Origin of the sequence: uncultured Friedmanniella sp. (genome assembly GCF_964244005.1) — a bacterium.
GTDB lineage: Bacteria > Actinomycetota > Actinomycetes > Propionibacteriales > Propionibacteriaceae > Microlunatus.
This window is the reverse complement of record NZ_CAXTHG010000005.1, coordinates 30,451-48,615: the sequence shown is the minus strand read 5'-3', so window position 1 is coordinate 48,615 and position 18,165 is coordinate 30,451. Positions and strand designations below refer to the sequence as shown.

17 protein-coding genes are annotated in these 18,165 nt (G+C 70.0%); 5 read left to right on the top strand and 12 right to left on the bottom strand.

Translation table 11 applies throughout. The features are described 5' to 3' along the window. Nucleotide 1: 1 nt before the first annotated feature. From ACFE76_RS04580 to ACFE76_RS04570, 3 genes are all read right to left on the bottom strand, one after another. On the bottom strand, nucleotides 2-946 hold the full coding sequence (locus ACFE76_RS04580) for an ABC transporter permease (protein ID WP_375430561.1): 945 nt from the start codon (nucleotides 944-946) through the stop codon (nucleotides 2-4). A 25-nt stretch (nucleotides 947-971) separates the two neighbouring features. Beyond that, entirely contained in the window at nucleotides 972-1,997 is a 1,026-nt protein-coding gene (locus ACFE76_RS04575; protein ID WP_375430560.1) for an ABC transporter permease, read from the bottom strand. Between the two features lie 76 nt (nucleotides 1,998-2,073). Next, nucleotides 2,074-3,801, bottom strand: a complete 1,728-nt coding sequence (locus ACFE76_RS04570; protein WP_375430559.1) for an ABC transporter substrate-binding protein — start codon at nucleotides 3,799-3,801, stop codon at nucleotides 2,074-2,076. A gap of 492 nt (nucleotides 3,802-4,293) precedes the next feature. Between ACFE76_RS04570 and ACFE76_RS04565 the strand changes: the two genes are divergently transcribed. Together ACFE76_RS04565 and ACFE76_RS04560 are read left to right on the top strand one after the other, a co-directional pair. Then, nucleotides 4,294-4,572 carry a hypothetical protein gene (locus ACFE76_RS04565; protein ID WP_375430558.1) on the top strand — a complete coding sequence of 93 codons (279 nt, stop codon included), beginning with the start codon at nucleotides 4,294-4,296 and terminating at the stop codon, nucleotides 4,570-4,572. Between the two features lie 8 nt (nucleotides 4,573-4,580). Further along, nucleotides 4,581-5,096 (top strand): hypothetical protein, encoded by a 516-nt coding sequence (locus ACFE76_RS04560; protein ID WP_375430557.1) that lies wholly within the window; start codon nucleotides 4,581-4,583, stop codon nucleotides 5,094-5,096. Nucleotides 5,097-5,133: 37 nt separating this feature from the next. Here ACFE76_RS04560 and proB read toward each other — a convergent pair whose 3' ends face one another. From proB to rplU, 4 genes are all read right to left on the bottom strand, one after another. Continuing rightward, nucleotides 5,134-6,276 (bottom strand): glutamate 5-kinase, encoded by a 1,143-nt coding sequence (gene proB, locus ACFE76_RS04555; protein ID WP_375430556.1) that lies wholly within the window; start codon nucleotides 6,274-6,276, stop codon nucleotides 5,134-5,136. Beyond that, complete coding sequence (gene obgE / locus ACFE76_RS04550) at nucleotides 6,257-7,690, bottom strand: GTPase ObgE (RefSeq protein WP_375430555.1); 1,434 nt, start codon at nucleotides 7,688-7,690, stop codon at nucleotides 6,257-6,259. The genes proB and obgE overlap by 20 nt, the downstream gene beginning before the upstream one ends. Nucleotides 7,691-7,777: 87 nt before the next feature. Further along, the gene (gene rpmA, locus ACFE76_RS04545) at nucleotides 7,778-8,062 is read right to left on the bottom strand and encodes a 50S ribosomal protein L27 (RefSeq protein ID WP_375430554.1); all 285 of its coding nucleotides are present in this window, start codon (nucleotides 8,060-8,062) and stop codon (nucleotides 7,778-7,780) included. Between the two features lie 7 nt (nucleotides 8,063-8,069). Continuing rightward, nucleotides 8,070-8,378 carry a 50S ribosomal protein L21 gene (gene rplU / locus ACFE76_RS04540; RefSeq protein ID WP_375430553.1) on the bottom strand — a complete coding sequence of 103 codons (309 nt, stop codon included), beginning with the start codon at nucleotides 8,376-8,378 and terminating at the stop codon, nucleotides 8,070-8,072. 136 nt (nucleotides 8,379-8,514) lie between these two features. Here rplU and ACFE76_RS04535 point away from each other — a divergent pair, with 136 nt between their 5' ends. Both ACFE76_RS04535 and ACFE76_RS04530 read left to right on the top strand, forming a co-directional pair. Further along, nucleotides 8,515-9,288, top strand: coding sequence for a HipA family kinase (locus ACFE76_RS04535; RefSeq protein WP_375430552.1), 774 nt, complete (start codon nucleotides 8,515-8,517; stop codon nucleotides 9,286-9,288). Continuing rightward, nucleotides 9,285-9,671 (top strand): DUF3037 domain-containing protein, encoded by a 387-nt coding sequence (locus ACFE76_RS04530; RefSeq protein ID WP_375430551.1) that lies wholly within the window; start codon nucleotides 9,285-9,287, stop codon nucleotides 9,669-9,671. The genes ACFE76_RS04535 and ACFE76_RS04530 overlap by 4 nt, the downstream gene beginning before the upstream one ends. A 53-nt stretch (nucleotides 9,672-9,724) precedes the next feature. Here the strand turns inward: ACFE76_RS04530 and ACFE76_RS04525 are convergent, their stop codons facing one another. The 3 genes from ACFE76_RS04525 to ACFE76_RS04515 all read right to left on the bottom strand — a co-directional run bounded on the left by ACFE76_RS04525 (nucleotide 9,725) and on the right by ACFE76_RS04515 (nucleotide 15,413). Further along, nucleotides 9,725-11,134: an FAD-dependent oxidoreductase gene (locus ACFE76_RS04525; RefSeq protein WP_375430550.1), complete on the bottom strand. Its 1,410-nt coding sequence runs from the start codon at nucleotides 11,132-11,134 to the stop codon at nucleotides 9,725-9,727. Nucleotides 11,135-11,208: 74 nt separating this feature from the next. After that, nucleotides 11,209-14,343 (bottom strand): Rne/Rng family ribonuclease, encoded by a 3,135-nt coding sequence (locus ACFE76_RS04520; protein ID WP_375430549.1) that lies wholly within the window; start codon nucleotides 14,341-14,343, stop codon nucleotides 11,209-11,211. 332 nt (nucleotides 14,344-14,675) lie between these two features. Further along, nucleotides 14,676-15,413, bottom strand: coding sequence for a TIGR03936 family radical SAM-associated protein (locus ACFE76_RS04515; RefSeq protein ID WP_375430548.1), 738 nt, complete (start codon nucleotides 15,411-15,413; stop codon nucleotides 14,676-14,678). Between the two features lie 126 nt (nucleotides 15,414-15,539). Between ACFE76_RS04515 and ACFE76_RS04510 the strand changes: the two genes are divergently transcribed. Further along, nucleotides 15,540-17,054: a Dyp-type peroxidase gene (locus ACFE76_RS04510; RefSeq protein ID WP_375430547.1), complete on the top strand. Its 1,515-nt coding sequence runs from the start codon at nucleotides 15,540-15,542 to the stop codon at nucleotides 17,052-17,054. 90 nt (nucleotides 17,055-17,144) lie between these two features. Here the strand turns inward: ACFE76_RS04510 and ACFE76_RS04505 are convergent, their stop codons facing one another. Together ACFE76_RS04505 and ACFE76_RS04500 are read right to left on the bottom strand one after the other, a co-directional pair. Next, complete coding sequence (locus ACFE76_RS04505) at nucleotides 17,145-17,462, bottom strand: putative quinol monooxygenase (RefSeq protein WP_375430546.1); 318 nt, start codon at nucleotides 17,460-17,462, stop codon at nucleotides 17,145-17,147. Between the two features lie 14 nt (nucleotides 17,463-17,476). Beyond that, nucleotides 17,477-18,100, bottom strand: coding sequence for a pyridoxamine 5'-phosphate oxidase family protein (locus ACFE76_RS04500; protein ID WP_375430545.1), 624 nt, complete (start codon nucleotides 18,098-18,100; stop codon nucleotides 17,477-17,479). Nucleotides 18,101-18,165 lie beyond the last annotated feature (65 nt).

The window sequence follows — 18,165 nt, the reverse complement described above, 5'->3', positions numbered from 1 at the left end:
CTCATCTCCTGGACTTGGGGTCGAGGGCCTCGCGCAGTGCCTCGCCGAAGAGGGTGAACCCCAGGGCGGTGATGGCGATGCAGATGCCGGGCAACAGGGCCAGGTGCGGGTCGGACTGCAGTCGGTCCTGGGCCTTGACCAGCATCCGGCCCCACTCGGCGGTGGCTGGGTCGGGCGCGCCCAGCCCGAGGTAGGACAGGGCAGCGACCTCGATGATCGCCGTCGCCAGCGTCAGGGTCGCCTGGACGATCACCGGACCGAGGGAGTTGGGCAGTACGTGGCCGAGGATGATGCTGTGCCGCTTGAGCCCGAGCGAGCGCGAGGCGAGCACGTAGTCCTGGTTGCGTTGCGCCAGCATCGAGCCCCGCAGCAGCCGGGCGAAGATCGGCACCTGCGCGGCGCCGATGGCGATCATGATCGCGCTGGGCCGCTGACCGAGCACGGCGGCGATGCTGACCGCCAGCAGCAGCGACGGGATCGAGAGCAGGATGTCGACGATCCGCATCACCAAGGTGTCGACCCAGCCACCCAGACCACCGGCGAGGGTGCCGAGCACCGCGCCGCCGACCAGTCCCAGCGCGGTGGAGACGACGCCGATGATCAGCGACGCGCGAGCCCCGTAGATCAGCTGGGTGAACAGATCCGAGCCGAACGGGTCGAGCCCGAGCAGGTGGTCGGCCGAGGGACCGGGCACGCTGCTCGGGGTCACCTGGTCGATCCACTCCGTGCTGGCCTGCCGGTAAGGAGCGAGCAGGGGCGCAAAGATAGAGATCAGCACAAAGACCAGGACGATCGCGGCTCCGACGATCGCGCTGGGGTTGCGGCGGAGCCGGATGAACGCGCCCCGCCACAGGCTCGTCCCGCGGTCGTCGGCCTCCAGGTCGCCCATCAGATCCGACAGGGCCTGCGGACGGGCCGGCTGCATCACCTCGAGGGCGCTGGTCATCTGCTGCTCCGTCCGTCGAAGGTGGTCATGCTGCCCGCAGGCGGGGGTCGATGACGCCGTAGAGCAGGTCGACGACCAAGTTGATCAAGGCGTAGATCACGGCGATGAAGAGGATGAACCCTTGCAGCACAGCGAAGTCGAGTCCGCTGATGGCGTCGAAGAGGTAGGAGCCGATGCCGTTGAACGCGAACACCGACTCGGTCAGCACGGCCCCGGCCAGCAGCGCGCCGGTCTGCAGCCCGATCGTCGTGGTGACCGGCAGCATGGCGTTACGGAGCACGTGCCGGCGGGTGATCAGGCTGCGAGCGAGACCCTTCGACTTTGCCGTCCGCACGTAGTCCTCGTTCAGCACGTCGATCACCGATGCCCGGGTCATCCGGACGATGATCGCCAGCGGGATGGAGCCGAGCGCGATGCCCGGCAGGATCAGGTGGGTGATCGCGTTCCAGGAGGCGTCGAACTCTCGGGTCAGCAGTCCGTCGAGGACGTAGAAGTTGGTGATGTGGGTGGCGTCGATCTTGGGATCCTGGCGGCCCGAGGTCGGCAGGAACGCCAGCACGTGCAGCGGTCCGGGGATGCCGACGGCGAAGACGATCTTGAGCAGGTAGGCCAGGACGAACACCGGCACCACGACGCCGAGCAACGAGCCGGCGACGAAGATCCGGTCGATCCAGCCGCCCGCGTTCTTGGCGGCGAGGTAGCCGATCGGGATGCCGAGCACGATGGCGAACAGCAGCGCGGCGAGCGACAGCTCCACCGTGGCGGGGAACCGTTCCAGGAAGGTGCCGAGCACCGGCTGACCGGTTCGCGGCGAATCGCCAAAGTCGCCGCGCAGGAGCCGACCGCTGTAGGTCAGGTACTGGGTCAGCAGCGGCTTGTCGAAGCCGTACGTGGCGTTGACCTGGGCGATCGAGGCCGGGGTGGCCTTCTCCCCGAGCAGTGCGCGGGCCGGGTCGCCCGGTAACGCTCGCACCCACGCAAAAAGGAGCACGCTCAACCCGAACAGCACCGGCACCAGCAGCAGCAGCCGCCGGATCACGAATCTCAGCACCTCAAGGGTCCCCCCGTCTGCGGCGATGGAGAAGCCCGCTCCGGCCCCCGGTGAGGGGCCAGAGCAGGACCCGTGGTCACTTGCTGACGGTGATGTTGTTCCAGACCTCGTCCTGGGTCGGGCTGGGCTGGAAGCCCTGCACGTCCTTGGAAAAGGCCAACGAGGGTGCTGGGTGAGACAGCGGAACGCCGGGGACGAAGTCGGCGATCTCCGCGTTGATCTTCTCGTAGGCCGCAGTCTGCTCCTCCCGCGTCGACAGCTGACGGGCGCTATCGAGATCCTTGAACAGCTGCTCGTTGTCGAAACCCCATTCGGCCTGCTTCTGGCCGAAGAACACGCCGATGAAGTTGTCCGGGTCGTTGTAGTCGCCGGTCCACCCGAGCAGGTGGATGTCGTGCTTGTCGGCCCCCGCGTCACCCTGGATCAGCTGAAGGTAGTCGGGGTTCCACTTGGCGGCCACCGGCGTGATCTTGATGCCGACCTTCTCCAGCTGGGACTTGATCACCGCGAAGGTGTCCTCCGGCGCCGGCATGTAGGGCCGCGAGACCCCGGTCGGGTAGGCGAACTTCAACGTCAGGTTGCTCTGCCCCGCTTCGGCCAGCAGTGCCTTCGCCTTCTCGGGGTCGTACGGATAGGCGTTGACCTTATCGTTGTAGCCAGCCACGGTCGGCGGCACGAACTCGATCGCCGGCACGGAGCCCTCGGGCAGCGACGACTTCACCACGGCCGTACGGTCGATCGCGTACGTGATGGCCTGGCGCACCCGGATGTCGGCCAGCGCCTTGTTCTTCTGGTTCATGCCTAAGTACAAGATGTTGAAGGCGGGCCGGTTCACGATCGAAAAGCCGGCGTCCTTCAGCGGCTGGATGTCAGCGGGGCCGACGAGGTCGTAGCCGTCGATATTCCCAGCCTCGAGCTCCTGAGTGCGAGCCTTGGGATCGCTGATGGTTCGGATGATCACGGTCTGCGTCTTGGCCTTCTCGCCCCAGTAGTCGGGGTTGGCCTTGAGGACGATCTGCTGGCCGCGGTCCCACTTCTCGAAGACGTAGGGACCGGTTCCGGTCGGGTGAGCCGTGGCGTACTCGGAGAAGCGCGGGCTGTCCGTCGTGCCGGTGGTGTTGTCGGCGTTGTACTTCTCGAGCGCCGTCGGGCTCTGCATCGAGAAGGAGGGCAGCGTCATCGCCTGGACAAAGCTGGCGAACGGCTTCTTCAGCTTGATCACCGCGGTCGTGGCATCCGGAGCGGTGCAGTTGTCGTAGATCCCGCCGGTCTTGCCGGTCTTGAAGCCCCTGAACAGGGCGCCGTAGTAATACGTGATGTCAGCGGACTGGTTGACGCCGGTCCACTTGTACCAGCGGTCGAAGTTGGCACAGACGGCCTTGCCGTCGAAGGCCGTCCCGTCAGAGAACTTGACCCCCTCCCGCAGCGTGAAGGTCGTGCTCTTGCCGTCGCTGCTGATATCCCACTTCGTGGCCAGCGAAGGCTCGACCTCGGTCGTGCCCGGCTTGGAAGCAACCAGGCCCTCGAAGATCTGACGTGCTGGCCGGAACGACTCACCGTCGCTGGCCATCGCCGGATCGAACGTCGCCGGGTCCGAGGAGGCAGCAAAGGTGAACGTGGTGTCACCGGTGGTGGTGGTCGTCCCGGTGTCGCGTTCGCTCTTGGCGCAGGAAGCCATCGCCGTCACGGCCGCGACCGACGCCAGGACGGCGACGGTACGGGTGAACGCGGTCGAGCGCGTGCGAGCGGAAAAACTGGCGCGAGCGGAGCGGGCTCCGGCCTTCGCGGCGAGCGATGTAGTCAACGTCCACCTCTGGTGTGCAGGCGACGCCCCCGGGCTGACCAGCGTCTACTGTTCACGAGGAAGCGTCGGTCTGGGAAATTGCTCTGACCCTATCCCAGGCCTGAGGAAAAGCCGTGAATGGACTGTGTGCCGCAACATGGCAGTAACAAGCGCAGCCTCAGTGGTCCTATCACGATCCAAACTTTGGTCGGCAGCCGTCGAGCGGACCCGCCGATCCTTCCGTTCCGACCTGTAGCTCCCGAGCGGCCGGCCGGGGTGTTGACAGCTGCGTGGATGTCGTGTCAACCTCCACAGGTGCTGCGCAGCTCAGGTCGACAGGTCCTTTGCGTAGCGACGCTCTTGGTGGCGAGTTCTGGGTGCAGCTCGTCGCTCGGGCCTGCACCACCAAGCCCGGAAACGCCTGGGAATCGCGCTACAACCGCTGCCGTCGCCCCGCTTCCTGATCCTGCCGCGGTCCGCGCCGGCTTTCCTGACGTCCTCTCCACTGTGCCCGTGGCTCAAGCCAGTCAGGAAGGTTCGGGCACCGTCACTACTCACGACTGGCCGGCGGAAAGCAGCGCTGTCCGGGTATTTATAGGGTGCCTGGGTGCTGGTGACTTCACCGTGAGGACTGATGACAACTTCTATACGGGCACCTGCACGATCTCGGCGCAAGCAAGTGCCTTGATTCCTTTCTCGTCCAGCAAGCCACCAAAGACGCTTCGGCTTGATGTCGAGCCGTCCACTACGTATTCCTTCATCGCCTACCCGGCGAAGAAGCTCAACAACTGAGGAGCTCTATGCCAAATCGGGTAGCGAAGCGCATTGCAGTGGTTCTTGCGATCACCAGCTGCGTACTCGCGATGCAGGTCGTTGCAAGCCCCGAAGCGCACGCGGAGGCTTGTGCTCGGAACAATCCTTCGGTCAAAGTTGGCAAGGAATACTTCAAGGCGTCGAAGGAGCGGGTTGGGGGCGGCGCAGGTGTCACCTTGCACTTGGAGGAGGGCAACGACTGGACCGTGAGTGCCAATCTCAAGGCCACGGCAGGGATTGACACGACCAAGATCAAGAAGTTGGTCAAGGCCGAGATCGATGTTACGGTGAGCGGCAGCTACTCGGGACACGTCAAGAAAGGAGCCGACTGGACCGTGCCTGACAATTGGAAACGCGGCTGGTTCGCAGCTGGCGTCGACAAGCACAAGGTCTCAGTTCGCAATGACATCCGTCTCCCCAACTGCAAGCTCGTCCGAACCGACAAGGGCACCACCTATGTCGTTCAGCCAGGCGCCGTTTACGACCACTGGCGCACTGCCTGAAACCTGGACCCTTTCAGCGACACGAAGCCTGACTGAGTCAGAGGTCGAGCAGCACCAGGGCGTCGCGGTGGACGACCGTACGGTCGTAGCCGGCGCCGAGCTCGGCGGCCAGGTCGCGGGTGCTGCGGCCGAGCAGCGGCGGCAGCTCGTCGGCGTCGTAGTTGGCCAGGCCGCGCGCCACCACGGTGCCGTCCGGGCCGACGAGGTCGACCGGCTCGCCGGCGGAGAACTGGCCCTCGACCCCGGTCACGCCGGCGGGCAGCAGCGAGGCGTGCCGCTCGACGAGCGCCCGGACCGCCCCGGCGTCGAGCCGCAGCACGCCCTGGGCGTCGCTGGCGTGCCGCAGCCACAGCAGCCGGGTCGGGCGCCGCTTGCCGGTGGGGTGGAAGAGGGTACCGACGGGTTCCCCCGCCAGCGCCTCTGCGGCCTGGTCCGCGTTCGTCAGCACCACCGGGATGGCCGCCGAGGTGGCGATCCGGGCGGCGTCGATCTTGGTCACCATCCCGCCGGTTCCCACCGCCGTGCCGCGGGCGGAGACGTCCAGACCGTGGAGGTCGGCCTCGCCATGGACGTCGGTGATCCGCCGGGCCCCCGGGGTGCTCGGCTTGGCGGTGTACAGGGAGTCGACGTCGCTCAGCAGCACCAGCGCGTCGGCGTGGACGAGGTGCGCGACCAGCGCGGCCAGCCGGTCGTTGTCGCCGAACCGGATCTCGTGGGTGGCGACGGTGTCGTTCTCGTTCACCACCGGGACCACGCCGAGCTCGAGCAACCGGCCGAACGTACGGAAGGCGTTGCGGTAGTGGCCGTGCCGGGTGACGTCGTCGACGGTCAGCAGCACCTGTCCGATGCCGAGCCCGTACGCCCCGAAGAGGTGGGTGTAGTAGCCCATCAGCAGGCCCTGGCCGACCGAGGCGGCCGCCTGCTGGGTGGCCAGGTCCCGCGGTCGGGTCCGCAGCGCGAGCGGCGCCAGGCCCGCGGCGATCGCGCCGGAGGAGACCAGCACCACCTCGCGACCGGCCTGGCGCACCCGGGCGAGCGCGTCGACCAGCGCCTCGATCCGGGCCGGGTCGATGCCACCCTCGGGGGTGGTCAGCGACGAAGAGCCAACCTTGACCACCACGCGGTGCGCGGTGGCGATGGCGGTTCTGGTTACTGCGACCTCAGTCACTGCCGGGTTCATCGTCGTCGGCGCGGTAGGCCGCGTCCTTGTCCCGACGGCGGCGCACTGCCGGACGCTCCTCCGTGAAGCGCTGGTCCTCGCCGCGGCGGCTGAGGATCTCGGCCCCGACGTCGACCTGCGGGGCAAAGTCGAAGACGACCGCGTCGGCCCCGCCGATGGCGACGCCGTCGCCGGCACGCGCGCCCAGGTCGAGCAGCTTGTCCTCGATGCCGATCCGGTTGAGCCGGTCGGCGAGGTAGCCCACAGCCTCGGTGTTGTTGAAGTCGGTCTGCCGCACCCAACGCTCGGGGTTGTCGCCGCGGACGCGCCACAGCTCGCCCTCGGCGGTGACCGTGAACTCCACGGCCTTGCCGTACGCCTTGGGTCGCAGCACGATCCGCTGCGGGGCCGGGGCGGGCATCGCAGCCCGGCGGGCGGTGACCAGCTCGGCCATCGCGAAGGTCAGCGCCTGCAGCCCGACCCCGCTCTTGGTCGAGATCTCGAAGACCGGCAGGCCACGAGCCCGGACGTCGTCGGCGACCAGCTCGGCCAGCTCGTGCGCGTCGGGGATGTCGATCTTGTTCAGCGCGACCAGCCGGGGCCGGTCCTCCAGCCCGCCGTGCGCGGTGAGCTCGGCCTCGATCACGTCGAGGTCGCTGAGCGGGTCCCGACCCGGCTCGAAGGTCGCGCAGTCCAGCACGTGCACCAGCGCGGCACAGCGTTCGATGTGGCGGAGGAAGTCGTGTCCGAGCCCACGGCCCTCGCTCGCGCCCTCGATCAGACCGGGCACATCGGCGACGGTGTACGTCGTCTCGCCGGCGACGACCACGCCGAGGTTGGGGATCAACGTGGTGAACGGATAGTCGGCGATCTTGGGCCGGGCCCGAGAGATCGCGGCGACGAGCGAGGACTTCCCCGCGCTGGGGAACCCGACCAGCCCGACGTCGGCGACGACCTTCAGCTCGAGCGTGATCGTCCGGGTCTCGCCCTCCTCGCCGAGCAGCGCGAAGCCTGGGGCCTTGCGGGCCGCCGAGGCGAGCGCGGCGTTGCCGAGACCGCCCTTGCCGCCCTGGGCGACCACCAGCTCAGCGCCCTCCTCGGTGAGGTCGGCGAGCTGTTCGCCGGTGTCGGCGTCCAGCACCACGGTGCCGTCGGGGACCGCCAGCACGATGTCCTCGCCGTTCGCGCCGTTGTTGTGGTCACCGCGGCCCGGCTGACCGTTCGTCGCGCGACGGTGGGACTGGCGGTGGTAGTCCACGAGCGTGGTCAGCCCGTGCTCGACGCGCAGGATGACCGATCCACCGTCGCCGCCGTTGCCGCCGTCCGGTCCGCCGAGCGGCTTGAACTTCTCGCGGTGGACCGAGGCGACGCCGTTACCACCGTTCCCGCCGTACACGTGCAGCGTGACCTGGTCGACGAAGCTAGGGATCGCCATGCCGCGCTCCTCTCGTACGGGGTGAAATGACAGAAGGGCGGCCCCCCGAAAGGGCCACCCTCCTGGTCGAGCTCGTGCTGGGCGAAACTAGGCGGAGACGGCCTCAGCCGGCGTCGTCTCCTCGACGAGCAGGATGTTCACGACGCGACGGCCACGCTTGGTGCCGAAGTCGACGTGGCCCGGACGAAGCGCGAAGAGCGTGTCGTCGCCGCCACGACCGACGCCGTCACCGGGGTGGAAGTGGGTGCCGCGCTGCCGGACGATGATCTCGCCGGCGTTGACCAGCTGGCCACCGAAGCGCTTGACGCCGAGGCGCTGAGCGTTCGAGTCGCGGCCGTTCCGGGTGGAAGATGCGCCCTTTTTGTGTGCCATGTCTGCCTCAGCTCTCGATACCGGTGACGCGGACCTGGGTGTAGTGCTGTCGGTGACCCTGGCGCTTCCGGTAGCCGGTCTTGTTCTTGTACTTCAGGATGTGGATCTTGGGGCCCTTGGACGCGCCGATCACCTCGGCGGTCACGGACACGGACTCCAGCGCGGACGCTGCCGAGGTGACGGTCTCGCCATCGACCAGCAGCAACGGCTGCAGGTTGAGGCTGGAGCCCACCGCGCCGTCGAACTTGTCGAGCTCGAGGACGTCGCCGACGGCGACCTTGTGCTGGCGGCCGCCACTACGCACGACTGCGTACACGCCTGACCTACTCTCTTGGGATGTCTTTCGGAGGCATGCACGCACAGTGCAACCACGGGCGCACGCCGAGGAACTAGATTACGCGGCGGCCATCAGCGGCGTCAAACCGCCGAAGCGCCACACTACTGTGGCTCGCGTGCTCCCCCAGATCGAGGCGACCGCCTACCTGACGCCCCTCCGCGAGGGCGGGTCGCTGCCGGGACTGATGGAGGCCGACGACCTCGGCACCTACGTGGTCAAGTTCACCGGCGCCGGCCAGGGGCCCAAGGCGCTGGTGGCCGAGATCGTGGTGGGTGAGCTGGGCCGGGCGCTCGGCGTGCGGGTGCCCGAGCTCGCGCTGATCGAGGTAGACGTCGAGATCGGTCGACGCGAGCCCGACGAGGAAGTCCAGGAGCTCGTCACCGCCAGCGCCGGGCTGAACCTCGCTGTGGACTTCCTGCCCGGGTCGGTGGGCTACGACCGCGGCTTCGAGGTCGACCCGGTCGATGCGGCCCGGATCCTCTGGCTGGATGCGTTCGTGGCCAACGTGGACCGCAGCGTCCGGAACACCAACTTGCTGATCTGGCACCGGCAGCTGTGGGCGATCGACCACGGCGCCTGCCTCCGCTTCCACCACGCCTGGGGGCGGGTCGAGGCGTTCGCGGGCTCGACGTACGACTACGGCGACCACGTGCTGGCCCGGATCGGCGACGCCCGCCGCGTGCACGAGGAGCTGAGCGCCCTGGTCACGCCGGGACTGCTGGCGCAAGTCCTCGCGCTCGTGCCCGACGCGTGGCTACAGCCCGACCCGACCCGTCCGGACCCGCGTTCCCCCCAGGACGCCGACGCCGCGCGCGAGGCCTACCAGGAGTATCTGCTCGCCCGCCTCGCCGCGGCCGAGCGGTGGCTACCGACGGAGACCCGCTCGTGAGCCGGCACGCCTTCCAGTACGCCGTGCTGCGGGCGGTGCCGCGGATCGACCGCGGCGAGTTCGTCAACGTCGGGGTCATCCTCTACTGCCAAGCCCTGGACTACCTGCACGCGTCCGTCGTCGTGGACCCGGTCCGGCTGCGAGCCCTGGCCGGCGACGTCGACCTGGACGCGGTCCGGACGTCGGCCGAGGCCGTGGTCGAGGCCTGCCGCCGGCCCGAGGGCACCGCCCGGGAGAACACCGGCCTCGCCCACACGTTCGGTCGGCTGACCGCCCCGCGGAGCACGGTCGTCCAGCCCTCCCCCGTGCACGCCGGGGTCACCGCCAACCCCGAGCACACCCTGGCTGGGCTGCTGACCCGGCTGGTGGCGCCCCCGCGCTGATTGTGTGTTCACTTCTGTGGCGTAGTCGCCAGAAAAGTGCACACACTCCTGGCTCAGACCGGCGAGCCGCTCTCGCGCGCGGCCGCCAACAGCTCGACCCGGTGCGCCAGGGTGGTCCGCAGCCGACCGTGGGTGGCGCCGAGGGCGACTTCGGCGGCGTCGATCCGGCGCCAGGCCGGCAGGTCGAGGGCGGTGATCCCGCGGCCGGTGAGCATCTCGTCGAGCCGGCCCGACCGGCCGTGCACCCTCAGCCGGCCGGCGTCGACGTCGGCCAGCAGTGAGCGGACGGTCTCGACGGCGTCCGAGCGGTTGGTGCCGATCACGCCGGTCGGTCCGCGCTTGATCCAGCCGGTCACGTACTCGTCGACCGAGAAGCCGCCGTCGCGGATCACCCGGCCCTCGGCGTGCGGGACCCGACCCGTGCTCGCGTCGTACGGCACCCCGGGCAGCGCGACCCCGCGGTAGCCGACGGAACGGACGACCAGCTCGGCGGGGACCTCGCTCAGCTCGCCGGTCCCCACGACGAAGCCGTCCGGGCCGATGGTGGTTCGCTCGAGCTCGACGCCGGTGACCGCCACGCTCCCGAGGACACGGGTCGGGCGGGTCCAGAAGTGCAGGTGGATCCGGCGGGACGCCCCGGTCAGCGGCCGTCCGGCCCACGCCCGCAGGACCGCGACGTTGCGGGCGGCGACCTTGTCCTGACCGACGACCGCGAGGCTGGACGCGTCGAGCTCGAGGTCGGCGGCGCTGAGCACGATGTCGAGGTCGGGCAGCTGGCCCAGCTCGCGCAGCTCCTTGGTGGTGAAGGCCGTGTACGCCGGCCCGCGGCGGCCGAGGACGTGCACGTCGGTCACCTGCTTGCCGGCGAGGGAGGCCAGCACCTCGTCCGCCATGTCGGTCTCGGCGAGCTCGTCGGCGGTCTTGACCAGCACCCGGGCCACGTCGAGGGCAACGTTGCCGACCCCGACCACCACTGCGGAGCGTGCACTGGTCACCAGCTCGGCGATCCGTCGGTCGCCCGCGTCCGCGCCGTCCAGGTGCTCGTCGGGATGCACGTCCGGGTGGCCGCAGTACCAGGCGACGAACTCCGGGGCCGCGACGCTGCCGAGCAGATCCTCGCCCTCAATCCCGAGCCGCTTGTCGCTGCCCGCGCCGTAGGCGTAGACGACGGCGTCGACGCTGGCGCGCAGCTCGTCGACGGTCAGGTCCCGGCCGATGGTGATGTCGCCGTAGAAGGCGACGCCCGGCTCGCCGAGCGTCCGCTCGAGGGTGTGCCGGATGGAGCGGATCGCTTCATGGTCAGGCGCGACGCCGTACCGGACCAGGCCGAACGGCACCGGCAGCCGGTCGATCACCGCGACCTCGACCGGGACGGCCGACTGCAGGGCAAGGGCTTCCGCGGCGTAGATGCCGGACGGGCCGGCACCGATCACCGCGACCACCAGCGGCGTCGGCTCGGTCACGCCCTCAGTATGCCCAGTGGGAACTTGTGTGGAGAAACCCCTCGACTACGGGGGGTTTCTCCACACAAGTTCCGTCAGCTCGCTGGAGCAGGCTCACCCAGGGGGTCGCTCGCCGGCGCGGCCTGCGGGTCGGCGACCGTCGGGGCCCCCTGCTCACGGGTCGCACGTCGCCGGGTGCCGCTACGGCGGGTCGGGCTGCTGGGTGCCGGCTCGGCGTCGGCAACCGGCTCGGCGTCGGCAACCGGCTCGGCCTGTGCGACCTGCTCAGGCTCCGGCCCCGGTTCCGCGATGGGCTCGGGCGTCACCGCCGCGGGCTCAGCGTGCTCGGTTGCCTCGACCTCGCGGTCGGGAACCTCCGGCACTGCCACCTCAGCCTGGACGACCTCGGGTACTACCGCCTCGGGCTCGGGAGCCTCAGGCTGCGGCGCCTCAGGGTGCGGAACGGCGGGTTTGGGGTCGGGCCGCAGTTCGGGCGGGATGCCGCCGCGAGCGGGCTGGCTGTTCCCGTTGCCGTCGTTGCCGTGGTGACGGCCGCTGCCGTGGTCGCCGTTCGAGCCGCCGCCGCGACGGTTACCGCCGCCACCGCCCCGACCGCTGTCACGGCCGCCGTCGCGGGTACCGCCGTCAGCCTGACGCTGGGACTCCACCGGCAGGTCGTGGATCGTCACGCCCCGGCCGTGGCAGGTCGGGCACTCCGACGTGAAAGCCTCGGCCAGACCGGTCCCGATCTTCTTGCGCGTCATCTGCACCAGACCGAGGCTGGTGACCTCGGCGACCTGGTGCCGGGTACGGTCGCGGCCCAGGCACTCCACGAGCCGACGCAGCAGCAGCTCGCGGTTGGCGGGCAGCACCATGTCGATGAAGTCGATGACGATGATGCCGCCGACGTCACGCAGCCGGAGCTGGTTGACGATCTCCTCCGCGGCCTCGAGGTTGTTGGAGGTGACCGTGGCCTCGAGGTTGCCGCCGCTGCCGGTGAACTTGCCGGTGTTGACGTCGATCACCGTCATCGCCTCGGTGCGGTCGATGACCAGCGATCCGCCCGAGGGCAGGAAGACCTTGCGCTCCAGGCCCTTGGCGATCTGCTCGTCCAGCCGGAACACGCTGAACAGGTCGCCCTCGCTGCCGTCCCAGGCCCGCAGCCGGTCCTTGAGGTGCGGCGCCACGTGGGTGACGTAGGCGTCCACGGCTTCGTAGGCGTCGTTGGCCGCCCCGTTGCCCTGGATGATCAGCTCGGAGAAGTCCTCGGTGAAGAGGTCACGGACGATCCGGACGGTCAGGTCCGGCTCGCCGTAGAGCTGCTGCGGCGACTGGCCAGCGCTGACCTTCTTTTCGATGTCGGCCCACTGCGCCTTGAGCCGGTTGACGTCACGGACCAGCTCTTCCTCACTCGCCCCCTCAGCAGCCGTACGCACGATGACGCTGGCCTCGCCGATGAGGTCGGAGAGGATGTCCTTGAGCCGCTTGCGTTCGGTGTCGGGCAGCTTGCGCGAGATCCCGGATAGGTGTCCGCTCGGCGCGTACACGATGTAGCGGCCCGGGATCGAGACGTGGTTGGTCAACCGGGCGCCCTTGGCCCCGACCGGGTCCTTGGTGACCTGCACCAGGATCGTCTGGCCGGACTTGAGCACCCGCTCGACCTTGCGGCCCTGGCCCTCGGCCCCGAAGGAGTCCCAGTCGACCTCGCCGGCGTACAGCACGGCGTTCCGGCCCCGGCCGATGTCGATGAACGCCGCCTCCATGGAGGGCAGCACGTTCTGCACCCGACCCAGGTAGACGTTGCCGATCAGTGAAGCGGCGGAGTCGCGGTCGACGTAGTGCTCGACGAGGATGTCGTCCTCGATGACGGCGATCTGGGAGAGATCGTCGGTCTGCCGGATGATCATCTTTCGGCTCACGGCCTCGCGGCGGGCCAGGAACTCAGCCTCGCTGAGGATCGGCGCGCGACGACGACCGGCCTCGCGGCCGTCCCGCCGACGCTGACGTTTGGCCTCCATCCGGGTGGAGCCCTCGATGCCCGTCACCTCAGAGCTGGCGGACTTGGTGTTGCGACGCGGCTCGCGGACCCGGACGACGACCTCGGTCGGGTCGTCAGGAGCCGACGCCGAGTCCTCTCCGCGACGGCGACGCCGACGCCGGCGACGGCGGGTACCGTCGCCTTCCTCGTCGCTGCTGGCGTCCTCGTCTGCGCTGTCCTCGGTGTCGTCAGCGGACTCCGCCACGGGCGCCTCGGCCGGCTGTGCGGCGGACGCGTCATCGGTCTCGCTGGTGTCGGTCTGCTCGTCGTCGCCACCGGTACGGCGACGACGACGGCCGCCACGGCGACGGCGACGACGACGGCCGTCGCCACCCTCACGGTCGGAGTCGTCGGTGTCCTCAGCTTCGTCGGTGTCCTCGGCCTCGTCGGTGTCGTCCGACTCGTCCTCGGGCTTGACGGTCTCGGGCTCGACGGACTCAGTCTCGGCGGTCGCGGTCACCTCGGTCTCAAGCTCGGGCTCGGGCTCGACCGTGGGCTGGGGCTCGGGGGCCGGCCGGCGCGAGCGCTTCGGCTTCACCTGGGCGTACGTCCGCAGGTCATCGTCGGAGAGCGGGCCGGCACTGAAGGAGATGGCGTAGCTCGGTTGCGCTGCGGGCGCCTCAGCGTCGGCGGGGACGGACGCCTCAGCGACGGCCTCCTCACCGGCCCAGGCCGCGACCGGCGCAGCCGTGCTGGCCAGGTCGTCGGCGGACTCCTCGGCGGCGGGAGCCGCGACCTTCTTCGGGGTGCGCTTACGGGGGGCGCGGGTCCGCGGGGCGGGCTCGGTCGGCGCCGCGCCCTCGGCGGCGAAGGCACCCTCGACGGCCTCGGCGACCGGGTCGGGCAGGGCCGCCTGGTCCGGAGCTGCGGCGGTCTTCTTGGCGGGACGCTTGGCCGCAGCCTTGCGGGCCGGCTTCTTGGCCGGCAGCGACTCCTCGAGCGCGCCACTCTCGGCGACCAACAGCTCGGGGGCGACCGACTCGGGCACCAGGGTCTCGGGAGCCGCTGCTTCCGGGGCGGTGACCGGCTCCGCCACGACCGACGCGATCGGCGGCGCGTCGGGCGCGGTGGACGGGGGGCCGGCGGGTCGGCTGGCTGCGCGACGGCGGCGGACCGGGCGAGCCGGGGCGTCCGTCGTCAGGTCAGGGGTGTCACCGGTCGGCGTGTTCGTGTCGGGCTCGTGGTCGAGCATCCGGACTCCTTGGTGGCGCGAAGCTCGCGCCCTACTCGTTCGCGCTCCGGCTCGCAGGCCAGGCAGCGGAAGCTTCGGTGGACCGATGTGGTGAGCCGGGAACTCCCGCGGTCAAGCGCCACCCGCGTTACACGCGCGGGCTGTCTCGTCGCGGTGGAGAACCGAAGTCCTCACCGTCGCAGCGGACTGTCACTCCGCCACGTCTCATCGGGACCGCCCGTCTGGTGACGCGCAGCCAGGGCGAGTATCCCACACGGATCAGCCGAAACCCGTATCCGAGTTGTCAGGCGCTGACGGTGTTCGGCCCCCTCGCGGCTTGACAGGTCGGGCCGTCAGGGTTCGCGAAGCAGCCCGGTCGAGGGATCGAGCACCCCTTGCGCGAGTCGGGTCAGCACCGGCGGCACCAGCGGAGCCGTGGTCGGAGCGAACGCCGCCAGGGCGGCGAGCACATCGTCCGGCCGGACGGAGGGCACGGTGTGGGCGAGCGTCATGGTCAGCACCAGCCGGTCCGTCGGCGCGGGACCGTCGGTGGTTGCCGGCGTCGTCACGGCGAGGCTCACCAGCGCCGCCCGGGCGTCGAAGGTTCGGACGCCGTTCTTGGTCAGTCGCTCCACCAGCGCCTGGTCGCTGGCCAGCAACCGCGCGACGCCCTCGGTCAGTACGGCCTCTTCGACGCCAACGACGTCGACCGACCACCGTGACCCGGTGAGCGCGTCGGCCAGGGCGCCGGGCGGCGCGGACACCACCTCGACGACGTCCAGCCCGGGCGGCAGCGCGGCGTCCAGGGCGCGCTGGACCGCAGCCGGCTCGCAACGTTCAGCAAGCCCGATCTCCAGGTACTCCGCCTCGCTGGCGGCGCCGGTGGGCGACGCGTTCGCGTACGAGATCCGGGGGTGCGGGCTGAAACCCGAGGAGTAGGCCATCGGTACGCCGGCCCGGCGTAGCGCCCGCTCGAACGCCCGGCCGAAGTCGCGGTGGCTGGTGAAGCGGGCGCGACCGCGCTTGGCGTAGCGGATCCGCAGCCGCTGCACCGGCGGCGCCTGCTGCTCCGGCTGCGTCCGCGCTCCCACCCAGTCACCCTAGAACCACCCGTCGCGGAGTCGCGGTATCAGGGCCGGCCTGCCCTGCTCTGTCTGGTATCGGGCAGCGCCAGCCACTGGCGAGCTGCCACCACCCGTCTCGAGGAGGCACGGCCGATGAGCCGCAACCTGCACGCTGAACCGGAGCTCGCCACGCACGCCATCCAGGGTGACATCCTGCCCGGGCTGCTCAAGAAGGACGAGGTCCTGCTCTTCTTCACCATCGACAACGTGGCGACCTTCCGCACGTTCCTGCACGCCCTGCCGGTCACCTCGATGGCGACGGCGCTGGAGCAGCGCGAGGAGGTTGCCCGGCGCAAGGCGGCCGGGGTCGAGACCCTGCTGCCCGTCCCCGGGCTCAACGTCGCCTTCACCTACGCGGGCCTCACCAAGCTCGAGGTGAACGGGCTCGACACGCCTCCTGAGCTGGCCGAGTTCCGCGACGGGATGGGAGCCCGGACGACGGTGCTCGCCGACCCGCCCGACACCGAGTGGGCGATCCTCGGCCCGACCCAGTCGGTCGACGGGGTCTTCGTGCTGACCGGCGCCTCGCCCGCGGAGATCGCCGACACCATTGCGCTGCACCTGGCCCCGGTGGGGGCGAACGGGTGGAGCCTGGTGCACGAGGAGGTCGGTACGGTCCGTCCCGACCCGGTCAAGGGTCACGAGCACTTCGGGTACGCCGACGGGGTCTCCCAGCCGGGCGTCCGCGGCCGGACGCCGGAGGGCAAGCCGGTCACCCCGAGCGTCGACCCCGCAGGCCACCCGGACCAGGGCGAGCTGGGGCAGGACCTGCTCTGGCCAGGCGAGTTCGTCTTCGGCTACCTCGGGCAGAACCCGGCCGGCCCCAAGCTGACCGCCAAGGGGCCGAAGTCCAAGCCGCCGGTGCCGATGATGAAGAACGGGGCGTTCCTGGTCTTCCGGCGCCTGGTGCAGTCGGTCCCGGAGTTCGACCTCGCGGTCAAGTCGCTCGCGGCGGTCGCGACGACGGCGGACAACGTGGTCACCCCCGAGCTGATGGGGGCCCAGCTGGTGGGCCGCTGGAAGAGTGGGGCGCCGCTGGTGTTGAGCCCGACCGCGGACAACCCGTCCCTCGCCGAGGGCACCGGGGCCGAGAACGACTTCGAGTTCGGCAAGGACCGGGAAGGGACGCTCTGCCCGTTCGCCGCCCACGTCCGCAAGGCGTACCCCCGCGACGACACCCCGTTCAACCAAGACCCGGATCCGGAGCAGTCCGTGGTCAACAAGGCCGAGTCGGTGACCCAGACGCACCGGATGATGCGGCGCGGGATCTCCTTCGGACCGGAGCTGAGCCACGCCGAGGCGCTCGCCGGCGCCAGCGACCCGGCTCAGCCACGGGGCCTGCTGTTCGCCTGCTACGTCACCTCGATCGCCGACCAGTTCGAGTTCGTGCAGCAGGCCTGGGCCGACAACGCCAACTTCGCGCAGCCCGGCTCGGGCGTCGACCCGATCATTGGTCAGTCCGCCGACCCGACGACGCCGTTCCGCGGTGCCGCGCCGGTCAGCCTCGACCCGGACGACCGACCCCAGCTGAGCGTGTCGCACTTCGTCCGGATGGAGGGCGGGCAGTACTTCTTCGCCCCCTCGACGACGGCTTTGCGGACGCTCTGATCCGCCCCAGGGCGGGCTAGGAGGGTGGTGTCGAACGCCGACCTACTGCGCGGCACCCGCTCGCTACGGCCGCCGTTCGACACCACCCTCCTAGAGCAGCCCCTGCTCCGACGTCCCGGCGGGGATCGGGAACATCCGGGTGACCGTCACGTCGGCGGCCAGTCCCGCGGTGGCCCGGCCGAGGGCAGCGACCGCCTCACCGGCCCCGTGCACGTCGAGGTCGTCGACGGTCGTCCACTTCTCGATCATGTGGATCCGCCCGTCGGCGCCGTCGTGGATGGCGTACAGCTCGCAGCCCGGCTCGGCGTGCACGGCGGGTATCGAGGTCACCAGGGCGGCGCGCAGAGCGTCGAGCTGGCCCTCCTCCGGGGTGAAGAGGGCGGTCACGACGACAGGTCCGGTGGGCATGCCCGTCAACCTACTCAGCCGTAGAGGTGCTCAGCGTAGGCAGGGCCGTAGTAGCGCTGGAGCTCCTCGAGGCTGTCGTCGGGGCGTTCGAGGGTACGGGCGATGGTCGGACGGGTGGCCACCAGCTCGGGCTGCCAGGTGGTCGGGTCCCACAGCTTCGAGCGCAGGAACGCCTTCGAGCAGTGGTGGAAGACCTCCTCGACGTCGACCACCAGGGCCAGCACCGGCCGGTGGCCGCGGACCACGAGGTCGTCGAAGAACGGTGCGTCGCGCACCAGTCGGGCGTGACCGTTCACCCGCAGCGTGTCGCCGCGTCCGGGCAGCAAGAAGATCAGCCCCACGTGCGGGTTGGCGATCACGTTGCGGAAGCCGTCGACCCGGCGGTTGCCGGGCCGCTCGGCGATGGCGATGGTGCGGTCGTCCAGGACGTGGACCAGCTCACCGGGCGGGTCACCCTTGGGCGAGACGTCGCAGCGTCCCTCGGCGTCCGCGGTGGCCAGCAGGCAGAACGGCGACGCGGCCAACCACTCCCGGTCGAGCTCGTGCAACGCCGCCCGCTGCTTGGCCACCGCGGCCGGGCTGGGTTGCCCGATCAGGGTCTCGAGCTCGTCGACGGTCGTGATCTCGGCCCAGTTCATGGACTCGACCCTAGGTTGCGAGGGCCGCGGACCGCACCCGCGTTTTGTGTGTGCAATTCTGCGGC